This is a genomic window from Streptomyces sp. NPDC018833 (assembly GCF_044390825.1).
Taxonomy (GTDB): domain Bacteria; phylum Actinomycetota; class Actinomycetes; order Streptomycetales; family Streptomycetaceae; genus Streptomyces.
The window spans coordinates 532,006-554,380 of the sequence record NZ_JBIRZM010000001.1 but is presented as its reverse complement, the minus strand read 5'-3'; the positions used below and the strand labels follow the sequence as shown (position 1 = coordinate 554,380).

19 protein-coding genes are annotated in these 22,375 nt (G+C 70.4%); 10 read left to right on the top strand and 9 right to left on the bottom strand.

Translation table 11 applies throughout. The features are described from left to right. Positions 1-188 precede the first annotated feature (188 nt). Positions 189-974 carry a sulfite exporter TauE/SafE family protein gene (locus tag ACH5AF_RS02415; RefSeq protein WP_398899457.1) on the bottom strand — a complete coding sequence of 262 codons (786 nt, stop codon included), beginning with the start codon at positions 972-974 and terminating at the stop codon, positions 189-191. A gap of 211 nt (positions 975-1,185) precedes the next feature. On the opposite strand from ACH5AF_RS02415, the gene ACH5AF_RS02410 reads away from it, so the two are divergent. The 3 genes from ACH5AF_RS02410 to nirD are packed head-to-tail and all read left to right on the top strand — an operon-like array spanning position 1,186 to position 5,398. Then, positions 1,186-2,421 (top strand): NAD(P)/FAD-dependent oxidoreductase, encoded by a 1,236-nt coding sequence (locus ACH5AF_RS02410; RefSeq protein ID WP_398899456.1) that lies wholly within the window; start codon positions 1,186-1,188, stop codon positions 2,419-2,421. 2 nt (positions 2,422-2,423) lie between these two features. Continuing rightward, complete coding sequence (nirB, locus tag ACH5AF_RS02405; RefSeq protein ID WP_398899455.1) at positions 2,424-5,039, top strand: nitrite reductase large subunit NirB; 2,616 nt, start codon at positions 2,424-2,426, stop codon at positions 5,037-5,039. Next, on the top strand, positions 5,036-5,398 hold the full coding sequence (gene nirD, locus ACH5AF_RS02400; RefSeq protein ID WP_398899454.1) for a nitrite reductase small subunit NirD: 363 nt from the start codon (positions 5,036-5,038) through the stop codon (positions 5,396-5,398). Before nirB ends, nirD begins: the two co-directional genes overlap by 4 nt. A 17-nt stretch (positions 5,399-5,415) precedes the next feature. On the opposite strand, the gene ACH5AF_RS02395 is transcribed toward nirD, so the two are convergent. Then, positions 5,416-6,411 (bottom strand): DMT family transporter, encoded by a 996-nt coding sequence (locus ACH5AF_RS02395; protein WP_398899453.1) that lies wholly within the window; start codon positions 6,409-6,411, stop codon positions 5,416-5,418. 150 nt (positions 6,412-6,561) lie between these two features. Between ACH5AF_RS02395 and ACH5AF_RS02390 the strand changes: the two genes are divergently transcribed. Further along, positions 6,562-7,449, top strand: coding sequence for an AraC family transcriptional regulator (locus ACH5AF_RS02390; protein ID WP_398899774.1), 888 nt, complete (start codon positions 6,562-6,564; stop codon positions 7,447-7,449). Here ACH5AF_RS02390 and ACH5AF_RS02385 read toward each other — a convergent pair. Next, positions 7,341-7,763 carry a VOC family protein gene (locus ACH5AF_RS02385; protein WP_398899452.1) on the bottom strand — a complete coding sequence of 141 codons (423 nt, stop codon included), beginning with the start codon at positions 7,761-7,763 and terminating at the stop codon, positions 7,341-7,343. The genes ACH5AF_RS02390 and ACH5AF_RS02385 overlap by 109 nt on opposite strands. Before the next feature lie 307 nt (positions 7,764-8,070). Between ACH5AF_RS02385 and ACH5AF_RS02380 the strand changes: the two genes are divergently transcribed. Beyond that, positions 8,071-9,231 carry an alkaline phosphatase PhoX gene (locus ACH5AF_RS02380; RefSeq protein WP_398899451.1) on the top strand — a complete coding sequence of 387 codons (1,161 nt, stop codon included), beginning with the start codon at positions 8,071-8,073 and terminating at the stop codon, positions 9,229-9,231. On the opposite strand, the gene ACH5AF_RS02375 is transcribed toward ACH5AF_RS02380, so the two are convergent. The 4 genes from ACH5AF_RS02375 to ACH5AF_RS02360 form a co-directional block, all read right to left on the bottom strand. After that, positions 9,201-10,220: an ArsR/SmtB family transcription factor gene (locus ACH5AF_RS02375; protein ID WP_398899450.1), complete on the bottom strand. Its 1,020-nt coding sequence runs from the start codon at positions 10,218-10,220 to the stop codon at positions 9,201-9,203. The genes ACH5AF_RS02380 and ACH5AF_RS02375 overlap by 31 nt on opposite strands. Positions 10,221-10,933: 713 nt before the next feature. Further along, positions 10,934-13,642, bottom strand: a complete 2,709-nt coding sequence (ppdK, locus tag ACH5AF_RS02370; protein WP_398899449.1) for a pyruvate, phosphate dikinase — start codon at positions 13,640-13,642, stop codon at positions 10,934-10,936. A 404-nt stretch (positions 13,643-14,046) separates the two neighbouring features. Next, positions 14,047-15,198 (bottom strand): tRNA dihydrouridine synthase DusB, encoded by a 1,152-nt coding sequence (gene dusB / locus ACH5AF_RS02365; protein WP_398899448.1) that lies wholly within the window; start codon positions 15,196-15,198, stop codon positions 14,047-14,049. A gap of 423 nt (positions 15,199-15,621) precedes the next feature. Beyond that, positions 15,622-15,816, bottom strand: coding sequence for a DUF6243 family protein (locus ACH5AF_RS02360; RefSeq protein WP_398899447.1), 195 nt, complete (start codon positions 15,814-15,816; stop codon positions 15,622-15,624). 208 nt (positions 15,817-16,024) lie between these two features. Here ACH5AF_RS02360 and ACH5AF_RS02355 point away from each other — a divergent pair, with 208 nt between their 5' ends. Both ACH5AF_RS02355 and ACH5AF_RS02350 read left to right on the top strand, forming a co-directional pair. Next, positions 16,025-17,068: an aldo/keto reductase gene (locus tag ACH5AF_RS02355; protein ID WP_398899446.1), complete on the top strand. Its 1,044-nt coding sequence runs from the start codon at positions 16,025-16,027 to the stop codon at positions 17,066-17,068. A 30-nt stretch (positions 17,069-17,098) separates the two neighbouring features. Beyond that, complete coding sequence (locus tag ACH5AF_RS02350; protein WP_398899445.1) at positions 17,099-17,683, top strand: TetR family transcriptional regulator; 585 nt, start codon at positions 17,099-17,101, stop codon at positions 17,681-17,683. 28 nt (positions 17,684-17,711) lie between these two features. On the opposite strand, the gene ACH5AF_RS02345 is transcribed toward ACH5AF_RS02350, so the two are convergent. Both ACH5AF_RS02345 and ACH5AF_RS02340 read right to left on the bottom strand, forming a co-directional pair. Then, the gene (locus ACH5AF_RS02345; protein ID WP_398899444.1) at positions 17,712-17,945 is read right to left on the bottom strand and encodes a hypothetical protein; all 234 of its coding nucleotides are present in this window, start codon (positions 17,943-17,945) and stop codon (positions 17,712-17,714) included. 74 nt (positions 17,946-18,019) lie between these two features. Next, a complete protein-coding gene (locus ACH5AF_RS02340; protein WP_398899442.1) occupies positions 18,020-19,399 on the bottom strand; it encodes a glycine--tRNA ligase in 1,380 nt (459 codons plus the stop codon). A 191-nt stretch (positions 19,400-19,590) separates the two neighbouring features. Here ACH5AF_RS02340 and ACH5AF_RS02335 point away from each other — a divergent pair, with 191 nt between their 5' ends. Genes ACH5AF_RS02335 through ACH5AF_RS02325 form a run of 3 tightly spaced genes read left to right on the top strand, consistent with a single transcriptional unit; the run spans position 19,591 to position 22,327 of the window. Beyond that, on the top strand, positions 19,591-20,616 hold the full coding sequence (locus ACH5AF_RS02335; protein WP_398899441.1) for a metal ABC transporter substrate-binding protein: 1,026 nt from the start codon (positions 19,591-19,593) through the stop codon (positions 20,614-20,616). 47 nt (positions 20,617-20,663) lie between these two features. Next, a complete protein-coding gene (locus tag ACH5AF_RS02330; protein WP_398899439.1) occupies positions 20,664-21,434 on the top strand; it encodes a metal ABC transporter ATP-binding protein in 771 nt (256 codons plus the stop codon). A 2-nt stretch (positions 21,435-21,436) separates the two neighbouring features. Then, positions 21,437-22,327 (top strand): metal ABC transporter permease, encoded by an 891-nt coding sequence (locus ACH5AF_RS02325; protein WP_398899437.1) that lies wholly within the window; start codon positions 21,437-21,439, stop codon positions 22,325-22,327. The last annotated feature ends 48 nt before the right edge of the window (positions 22,328-22,375 follow it).

Below are 22,375 nucleotides of genomic sequence, written 5' to 3'. Positions count from 1 at the left end.
CGCGGCCTTCTCCGCCGAAGTCGCACTCGCGTCCACGGCACGGCCCCGCAGGCGGACCTGACGGTCGCGGCCCACGGCCCGCGTCCTGCTGGAGATCACCGAGCGCGCGAACGCCGCGTACGCGCAGACCGCCGCCCCCTCCTGAGCAGCGGCGGCGTCCCCCGGCTGCGTGCCCCGGCAGGGCCGGCCTACGCGTTCCACTGGTCGAAACCGAGCTTGGCGACCAGCGAGAAGACGACGACCAGCAGCACACCGCGTACGAACTCGCTGCCCTTGCGCAGTGCCATACGCGCGCCGATCATGCCGCCCACGAGGTTGAACACGGCCATGACCAGGGCGAGCTGCCACAGCACGGTGCCCTGGTACGCGAACATCGCCAGCGCTCCGGCGTTGGTGCAGACATTGACGATCTTGGCGGTCGCGGAAGCGGTCACCAGGTCGAGGTGGAGGACGGCCGTCAGCGCCAGGACCAGGAACGTGCCGGTGCCGGGCCCGAACAGGCCGTCGTAGAAGCCGATGCCCCCGCCGACCAGGATGATCGCCGCGACCGTACGCGCCCGGCCCACCCGGCGCCGCGCCGCGTCGGTCACCGTGCCGAAGGAGGGCCGCAGCATCACGAACGCCGCCACTCCGAGCAGCACGACCATGATCACCGGACGCAGGACGTCGCTGCTGATCCCGGCGGCGAAGAAGGCGCCGCCCATCGAGCCCGCGAGGGCCGCGAGGCCGATCCGCACGGCGGTCCTCACCTGGACCGGCGCCTTGCGCACATACGTGACCGCGGCGCCCGAGGTGCCGACGATCGCCACTGCCTTGTTGGTCCCGAGGACGTGCGCGGCCGAGACGTTCGGCAGGCCGAGCAGCAGGGCGGGCAGGAGAAGCAGTCCACCGCCGCCCACCACCGCGTCGATCCAGCCGGCCGCCGCGGCCGCGAGACAGAGGATGACCAGTGTGGTCAGTGATATGTCGGGCACTCTGGCGACCCTACGAACAGGGCGAGTGCATCGTCCAACAATCCGCTGATTCCTTGAGCGCCCTCTGAGGTTCCCCTACGGCTGCCGCCACGGCTCACCCTCTGCGGACCGGACGCCCTCACACTCGCTCTCCGCCTCCGCTGAGGGCAGCGTTCCTCGCGGGAAACAGAGGGGAACCTGTCGGGTAACACCGACGACGCACGCTGCTTGCATGACTTCGGAGATCGTGGTGATCGGCGGCGGGACGGCGGGCGCGCGGCTCGCGCGGCAGCTCGGCGCGGACGCCCGCGTCACCGTCATCGGCGAGGAGCAGCACGCCCCCTACAACCGGGTGCTGCTCGCCGAGGTGCTCGCCGGGCGGTACGGCCCCGAGGTGATCGCCCTGCCCGAGGTGCCCGTGCGGCGCGGCGTGCGGGCGACGTCCGTCGACCGCGAACGCCGGCTCGTGCACTGTGCGGACGGCACGGCGGTGGCCTACGACCGGCTGGTCCTCGCGACCGGATCCAACCCGGTGCTGCCGCCGCTGCGCGGCATCGGCCCCGGGCTCCCCGACGGCGTGCACCCCTTCCGCACCCTCGACGACTGCGCCGCCCTGTCGGCGGCCGTCACCCCCGGCGTCCGGGCCGTCGTCGTCGGCGGCGGGCTGCTCGGCGTCTCCGCGGCGCGGGCGCTCGCCGAACGCGGTGCCAAGGTGGTGCTCGCCCAGCAGGGCGAGCACCTCATGGAGCGCCAGCTCGACGTCTCCGCCTCGACGCTGCTGCGCAGCCACCTGGAGGCCCTCGGCGTCGAGGTGCACACCGAGTGCCGGGTGCGCGGACTGCGCACCGGCCCCGACGACGCGGTCAGCGCCGTGGTCCTTGCCGACGGCTTCGCGCTCGACGCCGAGATCGTGGTCCTGGCCTGCGGGGTACGACCCCGTGTCGGCCTCGCGACGGACGCCGGGCTCACGGTGCGCCGCGGCATCGTCGTCGACGACGAGCTGCGCACGTCCGACCCGTACATCCACGCCATCGGCGACTGCGCCGAGCACAACGGCGTGGTCCACGGCCTCGCGGGCCCGGCCCTCGAACAGGCCGACGTCCTCGCGTCCGTGCTGAAGGCAGAGATGCCGAACGCCGAAGGCACCGCGGACACCGGGACCGCCGAAGTCCGCTACACCGGCACCCGGGCGCTGACCCGGCTCACGCTGGCGTCGGCGACGAGTCCGCTCGACCTCGCCGCGTTCGGCGACCCGACGCCCCGCCCGGGGGACGACGTCGTCCAGCTCGCCGACGCCACCCGCGGCGCCTACCGCAAGGTCGTCGTCCGAGGGGACCGGCTCGTCGGCGGGGTGCTGCTCGGCGATCTCGCCGCCGTCGGCGCGCTCGCCCGGGCCTGGGAGGGCGACGAGGCCCTTCCCGACTCCGTGCCCCTGCTCCACCTGCTCACCAATGATGGAGGCCTCTGAACATGGCTGCGATGTCCACTCCCGCGATCACCCCCACCATCGTGGTCGTCGGCCACGGCATGGTCGGCCAGCGATTTCTGGAGGCCCTCGCCGACCGCGGCGTGACCGAGCGGGCGCGCGTCGTCGTGCTGTGCGAGGAGCCCCGCCCTGCTTACGACCGGGTCCGCCTCACCTCGTACTTCTCCGGGAACACGCCCGAGGACCTGTCCATGGTCGAGGACGGCTTCCTGGAGAAGCACGGCATCGAACTGCACCTGGGCGACCCGGCCGAGTCGATCGACACCGCCGGCCGCACGGTCACCGCTCGCTCCGGAGCGACCATCGCCTACGACACGCTCGTGCTGGCGACCGGCTCGTACCCGTTCGTGCCGCCGGTGCCGGGCAAGGACGCCGAGGGCTGCTTCGTCTACCGCACCATCGAGGACCTGCTCGCTATCGAGGAGTACGCGAAGACGGCCCGCGTCGGCGCGGTCGTCGGCGGCGGTCTGCTCGGTCTGGAGGCGGCGGGCGCGCTCAAGGGCCTCGGCCTGGAGACCCACATCGTGGAGTTCGCGCCGCGCCTGATGCCGGTCCAGGTCGACGACGGCGGCGGTGCCGCGCTGCTGCGCACCATCGAGAACATGGGGCTCGCCGTCCACACCGGCGTCGGCACCCAAGAGGTCACCGCCGGCGAGAACGGCGCCGTGAACGGCATGGCCCTGTCCGACGGTTCGGTCCTCGCCACCGACCTCGTGGTCTTCTCCGCGGGCGTACGGCCCCGGGACCAGCTCGCCCGCGACGCGGGCCTCGCCGTCGGCGAGCGCGGCGGCATCGTGGTCGACGAGCAGTGCCGGACGTCGGACCCGGCCGTCTTCGCCATCGGCGAGTGCGCGCTCGCCTCGGACGGGCGGGTGTACGGACTGGTCGCGCCCGGCTACGAGATGGCCGAGACGGCGGCGGCCGCGCTGGAGGGCGAGGTGAGCTCGTTCACGGGCGCCGACCTGTCCACCAAGCTGAAGCTGCTCGGTGTGGACGTCGCCTCCTTCGGTGACGCGCACGGCACGGCCGAGGGCTGCCTGGACGTCGTCTACTCCGACTCCCGCGCCGGTCTCTACAAGAAGCTCGTCATCGGCTCCGACGGCACGCTGCTGGGCGGCATCCTCGTCGGCGACGCCGAGCAGTACGGCACCCTGCGGGCCTTCACCGGCTCGAAGCCGCCGGTCTCCCCCGAGCAGCTGGTGCTGCCTGCGGGCGCGGGGGCTCCCGTGGCGCTGGGCCCGGCGGCACTGCCCGACGACGCCGTGGTCTGCTCCTGCCACAACGTCACCAAGGGCACGATCCGCGGCGCCGTCACCGAGCACTCCTGCACCACCGTTCCCGAGGTCAAGAAGTGCACCAAGGCCGGTACGGGCTGCGGCAGTTGCGTCAAGGTGCTCGGCCAGCTGGTCAACGCCGAACTGGAGGCGGCGGGCGTCGAGGTCGACAAGGGCCTGTGCGGCTGCTTCGGCCAGACCCGTCAGGAGCTGTACGAGATCGTCCGAGCGCTGCGCATCACCTCGTACCAGGAACTCCTCGACAACCACGGCCGCGAGGCGGCGCGTGGCACGGACGGCTGCGAGATCTGCAAGCCCGCCGTCGGTTCGGTCATCGCCTCGCTGGCGCCCACCATCGGCGCCTCCGGCTATGTGCTGGAGGGCGAGCAGGCGGCGCTGCAGGACACCAACGACCACTTCCTCGCCAACCTCCAGAAGAACGGCTCGTACTCGATCGTGCCGCGCATCCCGGGCGGTGAGATCACCCCCGAGAAGCTGATCGTCATCGGGGAGGTGGCCCGCGACTTCGGCCTCTACACGAAGATCACCGGCGGGCAGCGCATCGACCTGTTCGGCGCGCGGGTCGACCAGCTGCCGCAGATCTGGGGCCGGCTGGTGGACGCGGGCTTCGAGTCCGGGCACGCGTACGGCAAGGCGCTGCGGACCGTCAAGTCCTGTGTGGGGCAGACCTGGTGTCGCTACGGCGTGCAGGACTCGGTCCGCATGGCGATCGACCTGGAGCTGCGGTACCGCGGCCTGCGCTCACCGCACAAGCTGAAGTCGGCGGTCTCCGGCTGCCAGCGCGAGTGCGCGGAGGCCCAGTCGAAGGACTTCGGCGTGATCGCCACCGCCAACGGCTGGAACCTGTACGTCGGCGGCAACGGCGGCGCGACCCCGCGCCACGCCGATCTGCTCGCGCAGGACCTGTCCGACGCCGAACTGATCAGGCTCATCGACCGGTTCCTGATGTTCTACATCCGCACCGCCGACCGGCTCGAGCGCACCTCGACCTGGCTGGAGCGGATCGAGGGCGGCCTGGACCATGTGCGCGACGTCGTCGTGCACGACTCGCTCGGTATCTGCGCCGAGCTGGAGTCCCTGATGGCCGACCACGTTGCCGGTTACCGCGACGAGTGGGCCGAGACGCTGAACGACCCGGAGCGGCTCCTGCGGTTCGTGTCGTTCGTCAACGCCCCCGACGTGCCGGACCCGACGGTGAAGTTCGTGCCCGAGCGCGACCAGGTCAAGCCCGACCTGCCGCTGCTGTCCATCCGTCCGCTGGGCGAAGCCCTGGAAGACTCCCTGGAAGGTACTGCCGTCCGATGACCATCGCGCCTGAGAAGACCCTGCAGAAGACGGACACGCACATCCAGCTCCGGCTGGGCGACGAGTGGCTGGCCGTGTGCCCGCTGTCCCGGCTCACGCCCGGCCGCGGGGTCGCGGTCCTGCTGCCGGACGGCCGGCAGGCCGGGCTGTTCCTGGACCGTGACGGCGTGCCGTACGCGATCGACAACCGCGACCCGTTCACCGGGGCGCATGTGCTCTCGCGCGGCCTGATCGGCACGGCGGCCGGCCGGCCGTTCGTCGCGTCGCCGCTGCTCAAGCAGCGCTTCGACCTGGTGTCCGGGCACTGCCTGGACGACGAGACGGTCTCGGTGACCGCCTATGAGGTCCGCCTCGGCTGACAGACCCCCGGCTCCGCTCACGCGTCGTCTGTCACTGCCCTGACTCTTCGCGGCGTGTGAGCGGAATTCCCGTCGCCTGCCGGGCCCCCGCGGCCCGGCAGGCGTCCCTGGGTCACGGCGAGCACCGCGCCGGCGAGGAGCACCAGGGCACCGGCGGCCTGGACGGCGCCGAAGGACTCATCCAGGAAGACCATGGCCGCCGAGCTGCCGAAGACGGGCACGAGGAACATCATCACCGACGCCGAGGCAGGGCCGACCGTGCCGACCCCGCGGTAGTAGAGGAGATTGGCGAGGGCCGTCGGTCCCACCGCGAGGAACACCACGTTCAGCCAGACTCCGGCGGGTAGTTCGCCCCAGTTCACGTCGCCCAGCCGGGGGGCGGAGAACAGGCCGAGGGCCACGGCCCCGGCGCAGGTGGCGTATGCCGTGGCCCGCAGCGGTTCGATGCCGGCGAGCACGCGCGGCCCGGACAGGGTGAAGGCGGCCCAGCAGACGGCGCTGAGCAGGAACAGCAGATCGCCGGTCAGCCGTGCCGCGCCCCCGCCGCCGGTACTCGCGCCGACGAAGAAGACCACGGCGCCCACCACGCCCAGGCCGAGCCCCGCGATGCGCGCGGGCGACGCCGACTCCTTGCGGGTGAGCAGCAGGAACGCGGTGGTGATCACCGGGCTCATGACCGGGACGATCACGCCCGCGTCCATCGAGGGCGCAAGCGAGAGCCCCCAGAAGAAGCTCAGGTTGTACGCGAAGACGCCGAGCAGCCCGGCGAGTGCCGCCCTTCCCCGGTCGCGGGGTGCCACCGCCGCGTCGCGGCGGCCGAAGAGGCGCACGGCGAGCAGCAGGGCGAGCGCTCCGCCGCCGAAGCGGAGGAAGGCCGCGACGCTGTGCGGCAGTTGCTCCACCACCGCCTTCGAGCTGCTGAAGGCGCTGCCCCACAGCACCATGGTCACCGTCAGCAGCAGGTACGGATTTTCCTTGCTCGTGGGGGTGTTGATCGTCTTCGGCGAGTCCATGGGGCCAGCGTCGCAGCCCGTGCCCGGCCCCGTCTTGTACATATGTGCGGGGGCGACAATGGGGGCGTGGACACGGCTGACGGCGCACCGGGCGCGTACGGGGAGGGCTGGGCACGCTATTGGCGCGATCCGGACCGTCCGCTGGAGGCCATGCACGCCCACTTCTTCGACCACGTCTACCACCCGCACAGCCATGACGCGTACTCGTTCGGGATCACTGAGGCGGGCGCTCAGCGCTTCAGCTGCCGGGGCGGCGCGCACACCAGCGGCGCGGGCATGGTGATGGCGTTCAACCCGGACGATCCGCACGACGGGCGGTCGGCGGCCGATCTCGGCTACCAGTACCGGATCGTGCACATCGGCCCCGATGTCGTACGCGAGGTGCTGGCGGACATGGCCGGTGGGCGGGCGGTCATGCCGCTGTTCCCCGAGCCGGCACTGAGCGACCCGGTGCTGAGCGGCGCCCTGCTGCGGCTGCACACCGCCCTCGTCGGCGACGCGGACCCCCTGGTGCGCGACGAGCGGCTGACGGCGGCGGTCACGGCCATGGTGGCCCGTGGCACGGCGCGTCCGCCGCGGGCTCGCGTCCCGGCCCGTGACAGTGCGGCCCGGACGGCGGCGCGCCGGGCCCGGGCGCTGCTGGAGGACGCGTACGCGGAGAAGGTGACGGCCGAGCACCTCGCCGAGACGGCGGGCTGCAGCCGGTTCGCCCTGTACCGGGCCTTCCGGTCCGAGTACGGGATGTCACCGGCCGACTGGCAGCGGCTGGTGCGGCTGCGCCGGGCCCGCGGGATGCTCGCGGCCGGCACATCGGCGGCGGACGCGGCCGCCGCGGTGGGCTTCAGCGACCAGAGCCATTTCCACCGGTGGTTCGTGCGCTGTTTCGGCGTGACACCGGGGCTGTACCAGCGGGCCGGCCGCCGCGGGGTTCACTCGCCCTGCGCCATGGCCTCCGTGGCCGCCTCCATGTCCATCCAGATGACCTCCCACAGGTGGTGGTCGGGGTCCTGGAAGGAACGGCCGTACATGAAGCCGTAGTCCTGAGGGTCGTTGGCCGGCGTGCCGCCGGCGGCGAGGGCCGCGTCCACCAGCTCGTCGACCTTGTCCCGGCTCTCGGCGCTCAGGGCCAGGATCACCTCGGTGGACGTGGCGGCGTCCGCGATCTCCTTCTTGGTGAAGTCCTTGAACCGGGGCTCGGTCAGCAGCATCGCGAAGATGGTGTCGCTGATGACCAGACATGCGGCCTTCTCGTCGCTGAACTGCGGGTTGAAGGAGTAGCCGAGCTTGCTCCAGAAGGCCTTGCTCGTCTCCAGGTCTTTCACGGGAAGGTTCACGAAGATCATCTGGGGCATGGCCGTCTCTCTCTCGTGCGTTTCGGTCGGGTGCTTGTGCTGTGCGGTGCGTTCGAAGAGGTAGACGGTGCGGGCGCCGCGCACTCATCGCTCGCGGGCGAAAAAGTTTCGCCCCGGCCCGGGGACCCGGACCCGGCTCACGCGGAGGCGGGCACGACGTCCCCGCGCACCGGGACTGTCCGGAGCAGACGTCTGTGAGCCATGACACGTTGACGTGGCGTCCATGCGCCTCTCCTAAGTTCTGCCACGCGCGATCCCGCGGCGCCGGCCGGCACCGCGGAACGGTCATCCCACACTGGAGTGACAAGTGGAACGTCGTAGTTTCCTGCGTGGCGCGGTCGTCGGCACATCCGCCGCGGCTTTCGGCTTCACCCTGTGGCAGGGGGCCGCGTCCGCGGCTCCGGCGCAGCCCGGCCCCGGCCCGTACGGTGCGCTCGGTGCGGCCGACGCGAACGGCATTCAGCTCCCGGCCGGCTTCACCAGCCGGGTGATCGCCCGGTCCGGCCAGACGGTCGGCTCGACCTCCTACACCTGGCACAACGCCCCCGACGGCGGCGCCTGCTTCGCCAACGGCACCGGCTGGATCTACGTCTCCAACTCGGAGATCTCCTCGACCGGCGGTGCCAGTGCGATCAGATTCGACTCGTCGGGCGGCATCACCGGTGCGTACCGCATCCTGTCCAACACCAACCGCAACTGCGCCGGCGGGACCACTCCTTGGAACACCTGGCTGTCCTGCGAGGAGGTCAGCACCGGCTACGTCTACGAGACCGACCCCTGGGGCGTGAACGCCGCTGTCCGCCGCAGCGCGATGGGCCGCTTCAACCACGAGGCGGCCGCGGCCGACCCGGTCCGCAAGGTGATCTACCTGACGGAGGACGCCTCGGACGGCTGCCTCTACCGGTTCGTGCCCACCACCTGGGGCAACCTCTCCTCCGGCACGCTCCAGGTCCTCAAGGCCGGCACCGGCACATCCGGCAGCTTCACCTGGGGGACCGTGCCGGACCCCGACGGCTCTCCGACCCCCACCCGCGACCAGGTGTCCGGCGCCAAGCTGTTCAACGGCGGCGAGGGCTGCCACTACGCGAACGACACGGTGTGGTTCACCACCAAGGGCGACAACCGGCTGTGGCAGCTGAACCTGCTGAACAGCACCTACGAGCTGGCCTACGACGACTCGCTCGTCGTGGGCGGCGGTGCGCCGCTGACGGGTGTGGACAACGTGACCGGTTCCTCCTCCGGTGACCTGTTCGTCGCCGAGGACGGCGGCAACATGGAGATCTGCGTGATCACGCCGGACGACGTCATCGCGGTGTTCCTGCGGGTCACCGGTCAGTCCTCGTCGGAGATCTGCGGCCCGGCCTTCTCGCCCGACGGCCGTCGGCTGTACTTCTCCAGCCAGCGCGGCACCACGGGCAGTTCCTCCGGCGGCATCACCTACGAGGTGACCGGTCCGTTCCGCGCGTAGGGCTCCGGCTCCGCCGAGGCGCCGCCGCGCAGCAGGGCGGCGCCCAGCGGGGTGAGCGTGTGCAGGACCGCGTTGCCGTGCCGCAGGGTGACGACGAGTCCGGCCTCGCGCAGCACCGCGGCGTGCTGGCTCGCGGAGGCGAGTGAGACGCCCGCCCTGCGGGCCAGTTCGCTGGTGGTGCAGCCGTTGCGGATGGCCTGGAGCACCGCGGAGCGCGTGTGGCCGACGAGGCGGCCCAGCGAGGGCCCGGCCGACTCGCCGAAGGCCGGCTCGCCGCCGTGCGCGACGGGGTAGACGAGCACCGGCGGCAGTGAGGTGTCGCGCAGCACCACAGGCGTGCCGCGGCAGAAGAACGACGGCTGGAGCAGCAGGCCCCGCCCGTCCAGGCACAGTTCGCGGTCGACCGGGTAGTCGGCCTCCAGCACCGGGGGCCGCCAGCGCAGCACGGGCGGCAGCGAGGCGAGGAGCTCGCCCGCGCCCCCGTCGAGCAGCGCGCGGCCCCGCACGGCCCGGTCGGCCTCCACGCGGGCCTGGATGTGCGCCCAGTACGGCTCCACGGCGGCCCGGTAGTACGCGCGCAGCGCGGCCACGAGACGCGACAGGGCCTCCGAGCGGCCCTCGGCGAGGGCGAGGAGCCGGGCGGGCAGGACACACAGGGGCGAGCGGTGGGCGACCGTGAGGGCCAGTTCGCTGTGCAGCCGTGCCGGCGGGGTGGCGCAGACCGCCTCCAGAGCGGCGTCGAGGCCGTCCCGGCCCTCGGCGGGCGTCAGAAAGTCGGGAAAGTATCCCCTCGGCGGCACGAGTTGGGCAAGCAGGCGTGTTTCACCCTTCAACCGCGTGCGGGCTTCGGAGCGCCATTCACCGAAGACGAGTGCGCCTCGACGGTCGCGCAATCGGTGAAAACTGAGAATGGATTCCCACAACGCGTCGGGCCTGGCGGCCATGCGCACTTTCGCCAGGTCGTCCGCATTGAAATGAATTCGAAGCACCGAACCCCCATTTGTTGCATCTGCAATCGCCCCCCAGCACTGAGTATGCATGCAATCACAGGTTGTTACCACGGTGTTTCAGCCACAGTTGAAACGCCTCGCGAGAGGACAGGGGCAACCGAAAAGCTGTACGACGTCGGGCATGAAACCTACTTCACCGATGTGACGCAGCAAGGACCGTGGGGGGCCTTCGCGTCCGGCGGCGGTGGCGGAGGTTGCGGCTCCGTGTCCGGCACGGGTAATGGAGCGCGGCCGGTGGGTGGGGATCCGCCGGTCGCGCTCCGCCGATTCATTCGGCAAGAATTTGGCAGAAATTCGTTTCCCGTTGGACGTACACAATTCAACTGAACGGCGAATCAGCACGGCCGCATCCGACCATTGCGGGCGTCACCACGGCCGGCCTCCTCGCACCGGGCCGCGGGGAGGCCGGCGCCCCCGGAAACCCCGCCCGCGCCCAGGGTGTCCTGGGCGCGGGCGGGCCGCACCGCGACAGATGGCATACGGTACGCCGCACCCACCATGGCGGCACAGGGCACAAGACACATGGCACACGCACACGCACACGGCATGCGAAGAGGCGGGCGCCCCGCACAGGCGCCCGCCTCTTTCTTTTCGCGTTCCGGAGCCGACACCGGTCCTCGGTGAGGGTTTGGGGTACCGCGCTCCGGGGTCACCCCCGGATCCCGGTGACGGCTCCGGCGTTCAGCGGTCCGTCAGCGGGAGTCGCTGCCGGTCGATTGCGCCGCCGCGCGGCCCGCCTCCAGGCGCGCCACGGGGATGCGGAACGGGGAGCAGGAGACGTAGTCCAGGCCCACCTCGTGGAAGAAGTGCACCGACTCCGGGTCACCGCCGTGCTCGCCGCACACGCCCAGCTTCAGGTCCGGGCGCGTCGCCCGGCCCGCCTCCACCGCGCTGCGTACGAGCGAGCCCACACCGTCCTTGTCGATCGTCTCGAACGGCGACACCCCGAAGATGCCCTTCTCCAGGTACGCCGTGAAGAAGCTCGCCTCCACGTCGTCCCGCGAGAAGCCCCACACCGTCTGGGTGAGGTCGTTCGTGCCGAAGGAGAAGAACTCCGCGGCCTCCGCGATCTGACCGGCGGTCAGCGCGGCGCGCGGCAGCTCGATCATCGTGCCGAGCGCCAGCTTGAGCTCCACACCGGTCGCCGCCTGTACCTCCGCGATGACCTGCTCGGCCTCGTCGCGGACGATCTCCAGCTCCTGGACCGTGCCCACCAGCGGAATCATGATCTCCGCACGCGGGTCGCCCTTGGCCTCGATGCGCTCGGCCGCGGCCTCGGCGATCGCCCGCACCTGCATGGTGAACAGGCCGGGGATGACCAGGCCGAGGCGCACACCGCGCAGACCCAGCATCGGGTTCTGCTCGTGGAGGCGGTGCACGGCCTGGAGAAGGCGGAGGTCGTTCTCGTTGTGGTCCTTGCGGGCCTCGGCGAGGGCGACACGCACCGACAGCTCGGTGATGTCGGGCAGGAACTCGTGCAGCGGCGGGTCGAGCAGACGCACCGTGACCGGCAGCCCGTCCATCGCCTCGAAGAGCTCGACGAAGTCCCGCTTCTGCTGCGGCAGCAGCGCCTGCAGGGCCTCCTCACGCTCCTCGTCCGTGTCGGCGAGGATCAGCTTCTCGACCATCTCGCGACGCTCACCGAGGAACATGTGCTCGGTGCGGCACAGGCCGATGCCCTGGGCGCCGAAGCGGCGGGCGCGCATCGCGTCCTCTGCGTTGTCCGCGTTGGCCCGCACGCGCAGCCGGCGCACCCGGTCCGCGTACGCCATGATCCGGTGCACGGCCCCGACCAGCTCGTCGGCGTCGTCGGCGCCCGCGTGCATCCGGCCCTCGAAGTACTCGACGACCGGGGAGGGCACGACCGGCACCTCACCGAGGTACACCTTGCCGGTGGAGCCGTCGATGGAGACGACGTCGCCTTCCTCGATGACCTGGTCGCCCACGGTCATCCGGCGGCGCTTGGTGTCGACCTCCAGCTCCTCGGCGCCGCAGACACAGGTCTTGCCCATGCCGCGCGCCACGACGGCCGCGTGCGAGGTCTTGCCGCCGCGCGAGGTCAGGATGCCCTCGGCGGCGATCATGCCGTCCAGGTCGTCCGGGTTGGTCTCGCGGCGGATCAGGATGACCTTCTCGCCGGACCGGGACCACTTGACCGCGGTGTAGGAGTCGAAGACGGCCTTGCCGACGGCCGCGCCCGGGGAGGCGGCGATGCCGCGGCCGAGCAGCTCGGTCTTCGCCGTGTCGTCGAAGCGGGGGAACATCAGCTGCGCGAGCTGAGCGCCGTTGACCCGCTGAAGCGCCTCGGCCTCGTCGATCAGGCCCTGGTCCACGAGCTGGGTGGCGATGCGGAACGCCGCCCCGGCGGTGCGCTTGCCCACCCGGGTCTGGAGCATCCACAGCTGGCCGCGCTCGATGGTGAACTCGATGTCGCACAGGTCCTTGTAGTGCGTCTCGAGGGTTTCCATGATCTGCATCAGCTGGTCGTACGACTTCTTGTCGATCGACTCGAGCTCGGCGAGCGGAACCGTGTTGCGGATACCGGCGACGACGTCCTCGCCCTGCGCGTTCTGCAGGTAGTCGCCGTAGACGCCCTGGTGGCCGGAGGCGGGGTCACGGGTGAAGGCGACACCGGTGCCGGAGTCCGGGCCGAGGTTGCCGAAGACCATGGAGCAGACGTTGACGGCGGTGCCGAGGTCGCCGGGGATGCGCTCCTGGCGGCGGTAGAGCTTGGCACGGTCGGTGTTCCAGGAGTCGAAGACCGCGTGGATGGCGAGGTCCATCTGCTCGCGCGGGTCCTGCGGGAAGTCGCGCCCGGCCTCGGTCTTGACGATCTTCTTGAACTGCTTGACCAGCTTCTTCAGGTCGGCCGCGTCGAGGTCGGTGTCGACGGTGACCTTCTTGGCGGCCTTGGCCTCGTCGAGGGCGTCCTCGAAGAGCTCGCCGTCGACGCCCAGCACGGTCTTGCCGAACATCTGGATGAGGCGGCGGTAGGAGTCCCAGGCGAAGCGCTCGTCGCCGGCCTGCGTGGCGAGGCCGGCCACCGACTCGTCGGAGAGGCCGATGTTGAGGACGGTGTCCATCATGCCCGGCATCGAGAACTTGGCACCCGAACGTACGGATACCAGCAGCGGGTTGTCGGCCTGGCCGAGCTTCTTGCCCATGGACTGCTCCAGGGCGTCGAGGTGTGCGGTCACCTCGTCACGGAGCGCCGAGGGCTCCTGGCCGCTTTCGAGGTAGACCTTGCAGGCCTCGGTGGTGATCGTGAACCCCGGAGGGACGGGGAGACCGAGGTTGGTCATCTCGGCGAGGTTCGCACCCTTCCCGCCGAGCAGGTCCTTGAGGTCCTTGTTGCCCTCGGTGAAGTCGTAGACGAACTTCTGATCTTTGTTTTCCGACACGGGTCTCGACTCCTCGAGGACTCGGTGGCTGCCCTGACGGCGAGGAACATACCCAGATCGAAGGCACCTCGGTACGTCCACTTGCGCGTCATACGGCCTTAACCACTCGTCCGCCAGCAGATCGAAAGTGCCCCGACGGACGGGAGATATAGACCACTCTCTTCAACTTCTGAAGAGATCAGCACGTTCAGTCATGACTGTGCGCCACGCCTCATACGGAGAGTCATAAGGACGGTCGACGGTCGAACACCAATAGGGTGGCACTGAGTGCCACCCTTTGAAAGATGCAGCCGCCCGAATATCGCTCATCTGAGCGCACCCCCTATCAGGGGTGGCGAGGATCACGCCGGCCGAGCTGACGGAATTCCACCATCCGGACCGGCCGAACAGCCTCCTACCAGCACTCAGCCGCCCGAAGTGTCCAGTTCCGCCTCGGCCGAGACCCCGCCACAGTCGTACGGATCCTTCAACCAGCCGTCCGGCAGCACCACGCGGTTGTTGCCGGAAGTCCGTCCGCGCGGCCCGTCCGCACCCTCCGGCCACGGCTGGTCCAGCTCCAGCGCGCTCAAGTGAGCGCTCAACTCGTCCAGCGACGAGCTGACCGCCAGCTTCCTGCGCATCTCGGAGCCGACGGAGAAGCCCTTGAGGTACCACGCCACGTGCTTGCGGAAGTCGATGACGCCCCGCGACTCGTCGCCGATCCACTCCCCCAGCAGCCGCGCATGGCGCACCATCACGTCCGCCACCCGGCGCAGGGTGGGTCGCGCGTAGTCGCCGCCACGCCCCTCGAACGCCGCCACCAGGTCGCCGAAGAGCCACGGCCGCCCCAGGCAGCCGCGCCCCACGACCACCCCGTCGCAGCCGGTCTCGCGCATCATCCGCAGCGCGTCGTCCGCTGACCAGATGTCGCCGTTGCCCAGTACCGGGATCTCCGGGACGTGCTCCTTCAGGCGCGCTATCGCGTCCCAGTCGGCCGTGCCGCCGTAGTGCTGAGCCGCCGTGCGTCCGTGCAGGGCGATCGCCGTCACGCCTTCCTCGACCGCGATACGGCCCGCGTCGAGACAGGTGATGTGGTCGTCGTCGATGCCCTTGCGCATCTTCATCGTGACCGGCAGGTCACCCGCGTTGGTCACGGCCTCGTTGAGGATCGCCCGCAGCAGCGGCCGCTTGTACGGGAGGGCCGAGCCGCCGCCCTTGCGGGTCACCTTGGGGACCGGGCAGCCGAAGTTCAGGTCGATGTGGTCGGCCAGGTCCTCGTCCACGATCATGCGCACGGCCTTGCCGACGGTGACCGGGTCCACTCCGTACAGCTGGATCGAGCGCGGCCTCTCGGTCTCGTCGAAGTGGATGAGCTGCATCGTCTTCTCGTTGCGCTCGACCAGTGCCCGCGTCGTGATCATCTCGCTCACGAACAGGCCCTTGCCCCCACTGAACTCACGGCAGAGCGTGCGGAAGGGGGCGTTGGTGATTCCGGCCATGGGGGCGAGCACCACCGGCGGCTGCACGGTGTGCGGGCCGATCCGGAGCGTGGCGGCAGCAGGGGCGAGCGTGGTCATTGGCCCATTGTCCCGCACCGGCAAGGTCCTCAGGCAGCCCCGGCGCTTCTCCAGCCGCTCGCGGGTCGCGGCCAGGGCTGAGCTGGGCTGAGCTGGGCTGGGCTGGGCTGGGCTGGGCTGGGCTGCCGGTGATCTCCCGGCTCGTGCTGTCGGACGTGCCCGCCGATCGCGCCAGGGTGGGCAGCGACGTGAGGGCCACGACGCAGCAGTCCGCGACCGTGTCGGGGCCCCCTCGGGTCCCTGTTCCTGGCGCCGGCGTCGCCGGCCGGCATGGGCCGGGGCGCTGACGGTCACGCTGCTGGTGCAAGCCCGGGCTCATCGTGCCGGCGCCGCTGAGCCCGGCCCTGCCGCACATGGTCCGGACACGCGCAAGGGCCCGGACCGCTGCTCTCGCGCGGTCCGGGCCCCTTCGTGGTCATGCGCTCAGGAGGCATCCTCCTGCGGCTGCTCCGGCTGGGCCTGGGCGCGCTCGCGCATCTTGCGCACCAGCTCCTGCTTCTGGTCGGCGGCCGCCTTGCGGTCCGCCGTGCGCGCGGGTCCGTTTCCGTGCGCGTCGGCGCGGGACAGCTTCTTGCGCTGACCGCCGACGCCGAGGAGGTTGTTCCGGCTCTTGGCCATGGGGTTCTCCCAAAGGGGTGAGAAGTGGTCAGGGAATCGGGAGGCGGAGTGACCGCCGCCCTCTCACTCGTCGATCTGGAAGAACGAAGACATGGGTCGAACCGTACCGCGCGTCGGAGGGCCGGAGCACATGGTTTCCGCCCAACCCAAGAGCCATGTGCTGACAGATATTGAAATCTGTCATCCGTCATGGCATAGTCGTCACCAGATGACCGACCCTCTTGGAGCCCTCATGACCTCCGTCCCGCACCCCACCCGCTTCCTCGGCGCCACCGGCCCGCACGTCTTCCCTCTCGGCCTCGGCTGCATGGGCATGTCCGCGCTCTACGGCGAGGCCGACCGCGCCGAGTCGATCGCGACGATCCACTCGGCCCTCGACGCCGGCGTCACCCTCCTCGACACGGGCGACTTCTACGGCATGGGCCACAACGAGCTGCTGATCAACGAGGCCCTGCGCACCGCCGGCACCACCGCCCGTGAAAAGGCCGTGGTCAGCGTGAAGTTCGGCGCGCTGCGCACCGTCGAGGGCGGCTTCACCGGCTACGACGGCCGGCCGGCCGCGGTCAAGAACTTCGCCGCGTACAGCCTCCAGCGGCTGGGCACCGACCACATCGACGTCTACCGCATCGCCCGCGTGGACCCGGACGTGCCGATCGAGGAGACCGTCGGCGCCATCGCCGAGCTCGTCGAGGCCGGGCACGTCCGCCACATCGGCCTCTCCGAGGTCGGGGCGAAGACCATCCGGCGGGCCGCCTCCGTCGCCCCGATCACCGACCTCCAGATCGAGTACTCGCTGATCTCACGCGGTATCGAGGACGAGATCCTGCCCACTGTCCGCGAGCTCGGCATCGGCGTGACGGCGTACGGGGTGCTCTCGCGCGGGCTGATCAGCGGGCACTTCACCCGTGACCGCGAGCTGGGCCCCGGCGACTTCCGTGGCATGAGTCCCCGTTTCCAGGGCGACAACCTCCGGCGGAACCTGGATCTGGTGGAGCAGCTGCGCAAGGTGGCCGAGAGCAAGGGCGTCAGCGTGGCGCAGACGGCGATCGCCTGGGTGCTGTCGCGCGGCGAGGACATCGTCCCGCTCGTCGGCGCCCGTACCCGCACCCGTCTGACCGAGGCGCTGGGGGCACTGGACGTGGAGCTGTCGGCCGACGATCTGGCGGCCGTCGAGGAGGCGGTCCCCGCGGGTGCGGCGGCCGGTGCGCGGTACCCCGAGGCCCTGATGGCGCACCTGGACAGCGAGCACTGACGGGTCCGCACCGGCGGGTACTGTCACCCCATGCCCACCGAGACCCTGACCGCCGAGCGCATCCTCGAAGCCACCGAGGAGGTGCTGCGCCGCTACGGCCCGGCCAAGGCCACCGTCGTCGACGTCGCCCGGGCGCTCGGGGTCTCCCACGGCAGCGTCTACCGCCACTTCCGTACGAAGGCGGCACTGCGCGAGGCCGTGACCGAGCGCTGGCTCGGCCGCGCCGAGGTCGCTCTCGCGGAGATCACCGGGGCGGCGCAGCGCACCGCGCCCGAGAAGCTCGCCGACTGGTTCTCCGCGCTTTTCGAGGCCAAGCGCCACAAGGCGGGCGACGACCCCGAGCTGTTCGCCACGTACGGCGTGCTGATCGACGAGAACAGCGGTGTCGTGGACCGGCATCTGGACGCCATGCTCGACCAGCTCCGGCAGATCGTCGAAGAGGGGGTCCGGGCCGGTGACTTCGCCGCCACCGACCCTGCGGCGACGGCCCGCGCCCTCTTCGACGCGACCGCCCGCTTCCACGACCCGGCGTACGCGCCGGAGTGGCGAAAGCCCACGATCGATGCCGAGTTCGGCGCGGTGGTGGATCTGCTGCTGCGCGGCCTGCGCGCCTGAGCGGCCTCTTCCCGCGGGCCGGCCCCTCCTACGTCGCCGTCGGGTCGACCGTCGCCTGGTGCTCCTGGACCAGGTGCTCCTCCGCCTTCAGCCAGGGGCGGGGGTACCACCGGCGAAGCCAGGGGGAGAACCTAACGCTCCTGCGCCACCCGCAGGTGTCGCAGCGCAACAGCCGCTGGACACCGGACCGTTGGATGCGCACGACGTGTTCCCTGCCGTGCCCGTCCCATCTGCTGACCTTGCTGGTGGTCATCGACACCATGGGCCCCAGTGTGCACAGAAGCCCCCGGTTCCGTGCCCGGAACCGGGGGCTTCGTGACGAACCGCGGACGAACGTCAGCAGCCCAGCAGGCGGCTGCCCAGGTAGCCTTGGATCTGGTCCAGGGAGACGCGCTCCTGCTTCATGGTGTCGCGCTCGCGGACGGTGACCGCGTTGTCGTCGAGGGTGTCGAAGTCGACGGTGACGCAGAACGGGGTGCCGATCTCGTCCTGGCGGCGGTAACGGCGGCCGATGGCGCCGGCGTCGTCGAACTCGATGTTCCAGTTCTGCCGGAGGTCGGTGGCCAGGCCCTTGGCCTTCGGCGAGAGCTGCGGGTTGCGGCTCAGCGGCAGCACGGCGACCTTGACGGGCGCGATGCGCGGGTCGAGGCGCATGACGGTGCGCTTCTCCATGACGCCCTTGGCGTTGGGGGCCTCGTCCTCGTTGTAGGCGTCGAGCAGGAAGGCGAGCATGGTGCGGCCGACACCGGCGGCGGGCTCGATGACGTACGGCGTCCAGCGCTCGCCGGCCTCCTGGTCGAAGTACGACAGGTCGGTGCCGGACGCCTTGGAGTGCGCCGAGAGGTCGTAGTCGGTGCGGTTGGCCACACCCTCGAGCTCGCCCCACTCGTTGCCGCCGAACTGGAAGCGGTACTCGATGTCGGCGGTGCGCTTGGAGTAGTGGGAGAGCTTCTCGGCCGGGTGCTCGAACCAGCGCATGTTCTCCTCACGGAGACCAAGGCCCGTGTACCAGTTCCAGCGCTGCTCCATCCAGTACTCGTGCCACTGCTCGTCCTCGCCCGGCTTGACGAAGAACTCCATCTCCATCTGCTCGAACTCGCGGGTACGGAAGATGAAGTTGCCCGGCGTGATCTCGTTGCGGAACGACTTGCCCATCTGGGCGATGCCGAACGGGGGCTTCTTGCGCGAAGTCTGCTGGACCTGACCGAAGTTGGTGAAGATGCCCTGCGCGGTCTCGGGCCGCAGGTAGGCGATGGAGCCGGAGTCCTGGGTGGGGCCGAGGCGGGTGGAGAGCAGGCCGGAGAACTGCTTGGGCTCGGTGAACTGGCCCTTGTTGCCGCAGTTGGGGCAGTTGACCTCGGCGAGGCCCTCCGGGAGGCGGCCGTGCTTCGCCTCGAAGGCCTCCTCCAGGTGGTCGGCGCGGTAGCGCTTGTGGCAGGAGGTGCACTCGGTGAGCGGGTCGGTGAAGGTGGCGACATGGCCGGAGGCCTCCCAGACCTCGGTGGCCAGGATCACCGACGAGTCGAGGCCGACGACGTCCTCGCGGGAGGTGACCATGTAGCGCCACCACTGGCGCTTGATGTTCTCCTTGAGCTCGACACCCAGCGGTCCGTAGTCCCAGGCGGCCTTCTGGCCGCCGTAGATCTCGCTGCACGGGTAGACGAAGCCACGGCGCTTGCTCAGGCTGACGATGGTGTCGATCTTGTCGGCGGCCACGGTGCTCTCTTCATTACGACGACGGACAGGGGGTGGCGCGGAGCGCCTCGATGGGGGTGATGCTCTGGTACGTGCGGGCGAATGCTTCAGGTTACCGGCGGCCGCACCCTCCGGATCAAATCGGTCCGGGTGGATACCCAGGCCACAGGGTTTATTGACAATCGTTTCCGATTTTGTTGAAAATGAGTGTCATGAACGTACGACGCCTCATACCCACCACCGCCGTCGCCGGAGCTGTCACGCTCGGCCTCATGGCCGTCTCCGCCTGCTCCACCTCCGACGCCGCCGAGGGCGGCAGCGACGGCAAGCTGAAGGTCGTGGCGTCTTTCTATCCGATGCAGTATCTCGCTGAGCAGATAGGTGGCGCCAATGTCTCCGTCACCACGCTCACCAAGCCCGGCGTCGAACCGCACGATCTCGAACTGAAGCCGCGCCAGACCGCCGAGCTGAACGACTCCGGCCTCATCCTCTACCTCAAGGGCGTCCAGCCCGCCGTCGACGACGCGATCGCGGAGTCCGGCGTGAAGCACAAGATCGACGCCGCCACGCTGACGAAGCTGGAGAACCACGGCTCCGAGGTCGGCCACGACCACGGCCAGGAGGAGAGCGCCCACGAGGAGGGCACCCACGAGGGCGAGAGCGGCCACGAGGAGAGCGGCCACGAGGAGAGCGGCCACGAGGGCGAGAGCGAGGCCGGCACCGATCCGCACATCTGGCTCGACCCCGTGAAGTACGCCGAGGTCGCCAAGGGAGTCGGCAAGGCCATGGAGAAGGCCGACCCGGACCACGCCGCGGCCTATGCCAAGAACACCGAAGCCCTCGTCGCGAAGCTCGGCGACCTGGACGCCGACTTCGAGCAGGGCCTGAAGAACTCCGCCACGAAGACCTTCATCACCACGCACTCCGCCTTCGGCTACCTCGCCGAGCGCTACGGCCTGGACCAGGAGGGCATCGCGGGCGTCGACCCCGAGTCCGAGCCCAGCCCGGCCCGGATCAAAAAGCTCCAGACCGTCGCGAAGGAGGAGAAGGTCACCACCGTCTTCTTCGAGACCCTCGCGAGCGACAGGACGGCGAAGACCCTGGCGGACGACACGGACCTGAGGACGGACGTCCTGGACCCGCTGGAGGGAATCACGGACCGGTCCAAGGGCGATGACTACATCGAGGTCATGCGGGCCAACCTCGCCGCGCTCCAGAAGGCGCTCGGCGCGAAGTGACCCCGCACGACGCGACACCCGCCCCGCACACACGAAAGGCGCACGCCATGGAGCCCGTAACGGATCCGGTCGTCTCCGTCAGCGGTGCACAGGCCACGCTCGGCACGCGCACCGTGCTGCGCGGCGTGGACCTCACGGTCGGGCAGGGTGAGGTCGTGGCACTGCTCGGCGCCAACGGTTCGGGCAAGTCGACCGTGGTCCGGTCCGTGATCGGCCAGGTGCCGCTGACGGACGGCTCGATCGAGCTGTTCGGCACGCCACTGCGCCGGTTCCGGCAGTGGGCGCGCATCGGCTATGTGCCGCAGCGGACGACGGCCGCGAGCGGCGTGCCGGCGACGGTACGGGAGGTCGTGTCCGCGGGCCGGCTCTCCCGGACCCGCTTCCGCTTCTCCTCGCGCGCCGACCGAGCGGCCGTGGAGCGGGCGATCGAGGTGGTGGGGCTCGCCGACCGCATGAAGGACTCGGTGACGGCCCTGTCGGGCGGCCAGCACCAGCGGGTGCTGATAGCCCGGGCGCTGGCCTCCGAGCCCGAACTGCTGATCATGGACGAGCCGATGGCGGGCGTGGACCTCGCGAGCCAGGACATCCTGGCCTCGACGCTGCGCCGACAGGTCGCGGACGGCACGTCGGTGCTGCTGGTGCTGCACGAGCTGGGTCCGCTGGAGCCCCTGATCGACCGCGCGGTGGTGCTGCGCGACGGCTGCGTGGTCCATGACGGACCGCCGCCGCAGGCAGTGGGCCAGCACGCCCTGCCCGGCCACGACCACGTACATCCGCACGCGGCCGACGAGCCGCTCCGCACGGGACTGCTGACCTGATCATGGAAATCCTGGAAACCGACTTCATGCAGCGGGCGCTCCTCGCGGCGCTCCTGGTCGGCATCACCGCCCCGGCGGTCGGCATTCACCTGGTCCAGCGCCGGCAGGCGCTGATGGGCGACGGAATCGGCCATGTCGCGATGACCGGCGTCGGCCTCGGATTCCTGCTGTCCACGAACCCGGTGTGGATGGCGACGCTGGTGTCGGTGCTCGGCGCGGTGCTGATGGAGCTCATCCGCGCCTACGGGCGCACCCGCGGCGACATCGCACTGGCGATGCTGTTCTACGGCGGAATGGCCGGCGGTGTGATGCTCATCAACCTCTCCGACACGGGCTCGACGGCGAATCTGAGCTCTTTCCTGTTCGGTTCGCTGTCCACGGTGTCGCCGGAGGACCTGACGGCGATCTCGCTGCTGGCCGGCTTCGTCGTCCTGGTGTCGCTGGGGCTGCGCAGGCAACTGTTCGCGATCAGCCAGGACGAGGAGTTCGCGCGGGTGACCGGGCTGCCGGTCCGCGCGCTGAACCTGCTGATCGCGGTGACGGCGGCGGTCACGGTCAGCGTGGCGATGCGCGTGGTGGGCCTGCTGCTGGTCAGCGCGCTGATGGTGGTGCCGGTGGCGGCCGCGCAGCAGGTGACGCGCTCGTTCCGGACCACGTTCTCGCTCGCGGTCGGCATCGGGATCGCCGTGGCCCTGGCCGGAACCACCACCTCCTACTACCAGGACGTGCCGCCGGGAGCGACGATCGTCCTGCTGGCCATCGCCGTCTTCGTGGTGCTCACCGCGCTGGCGTTGCAGCTGACGCGCCTGCGGGCGAAAACGGCGGCCGGCAGCACCGAGAGCACACTGGACATGCCGGGTACACGACGGCCGAGTGACGACGTCAAGGTCTGAGCGCGGACGGTGCCCGCACGCGGGCCTGGCAGAATGGCCCGACACATG

Bases quoted from the DNA above. Each gene is read 5' to 3' on its own strand.
- nirD (WP_398899454.1), top strand. From the start codon at position 5,036: ATGACCATCGCGCCTGAGAAGACCCTGCAGAAGACGGACACGCACATC.
- ACH5AF_RS02360 (WP_398899447.1), bottom strand. From the start codon at position 15,816: ATGGCCAAGAGCCGGAACAACCTCCTCGGCGTCGGCGGTCAGCGCAAG.
- ACH5AF_RS02325 (WP_398899437.1), top strand. From the start codon at position 21,437: ATGGAAATCCTGGAAACCGACTTCATGCAGCGGGCGCTCCTCGCGGCG.
- ACH5AF_RS02350 (WP_398899445.1), top strand. From the start codon at position 17,099: ATGCCCACCGAGACCCTGACCGCCGAGCGCATCCTCGAAGCCACCGAG.
- ACH5AF_RS02345 (WP_398899444.1), bottom strand. From the start codon at position 17,945: ATGGTGTCGATGACCACCAGCAAGGTCAGCAGATGGGACGGGCACGGC.
- dusB (WP_398899448.1), bottom strand. From the start codon at position 15,198: ATGACCACGCTCGCCCCTGCTGCCGCCACGCTCCGGATCGGCCCGCAC.
- ACH5AF_RS02385 (WP_398899452.1), bottom strand. From the start codon at position 7,763: ATGCCCCAGATGATCTTCGTGAACCTTCCCGTGAAAGACCTGGAGACG.
- ACH5AF_RS02330 (WP_398899439.1), top strand. From the start codon at position 20,664: ATGGAGCCCGTAACGGATCCGGTCGTCTCCGTCAGCGGTGCACAGGCC.
- ACH5AF_RS02410 (WP_398899456.1), top strand. From the start codon at position 1,186: ATGACTTCGGAGATCGTGGTGATCGGCGGCGGGACGGCGGGCGCGCGG.
- ACH5AF_RS02395 (WP_398899453.1), bottom strand. From the start codon at position 6,411: ATGGACTCGCCGAAGACGATCAACACCCCCACGAGCAAGGAAAATCCG.
- ACH5AF_RS02335 (WP_398899441.1), top strand. From the start codon at position 19,591: ATGAACGTACGACGCCTCATACCCACCACCGCCGTCGCCGGAGCTGTC.
- ACH5AF_RS02390 (WP_398899774.1), top strand. From the start codon at position 6,562: ATGCACGCCCACTTCTTCGACCACGTCTACCACCCGCACAGCCATGAC.
- nirB (WP_398899455.1), top strand. From the start codon at position 2,424: ATGGCTGCGATGTCCACTCCCGCGATCACCCCCACCATCGTGGTCGTC.
- ACH5AF_RS02355 (WP_398899446.1), top strand. From the start codon at position 16,025: ATGACCGACCCTCTTGGAGCCCTCATGACCTCCGTCCCGCACCCCACC.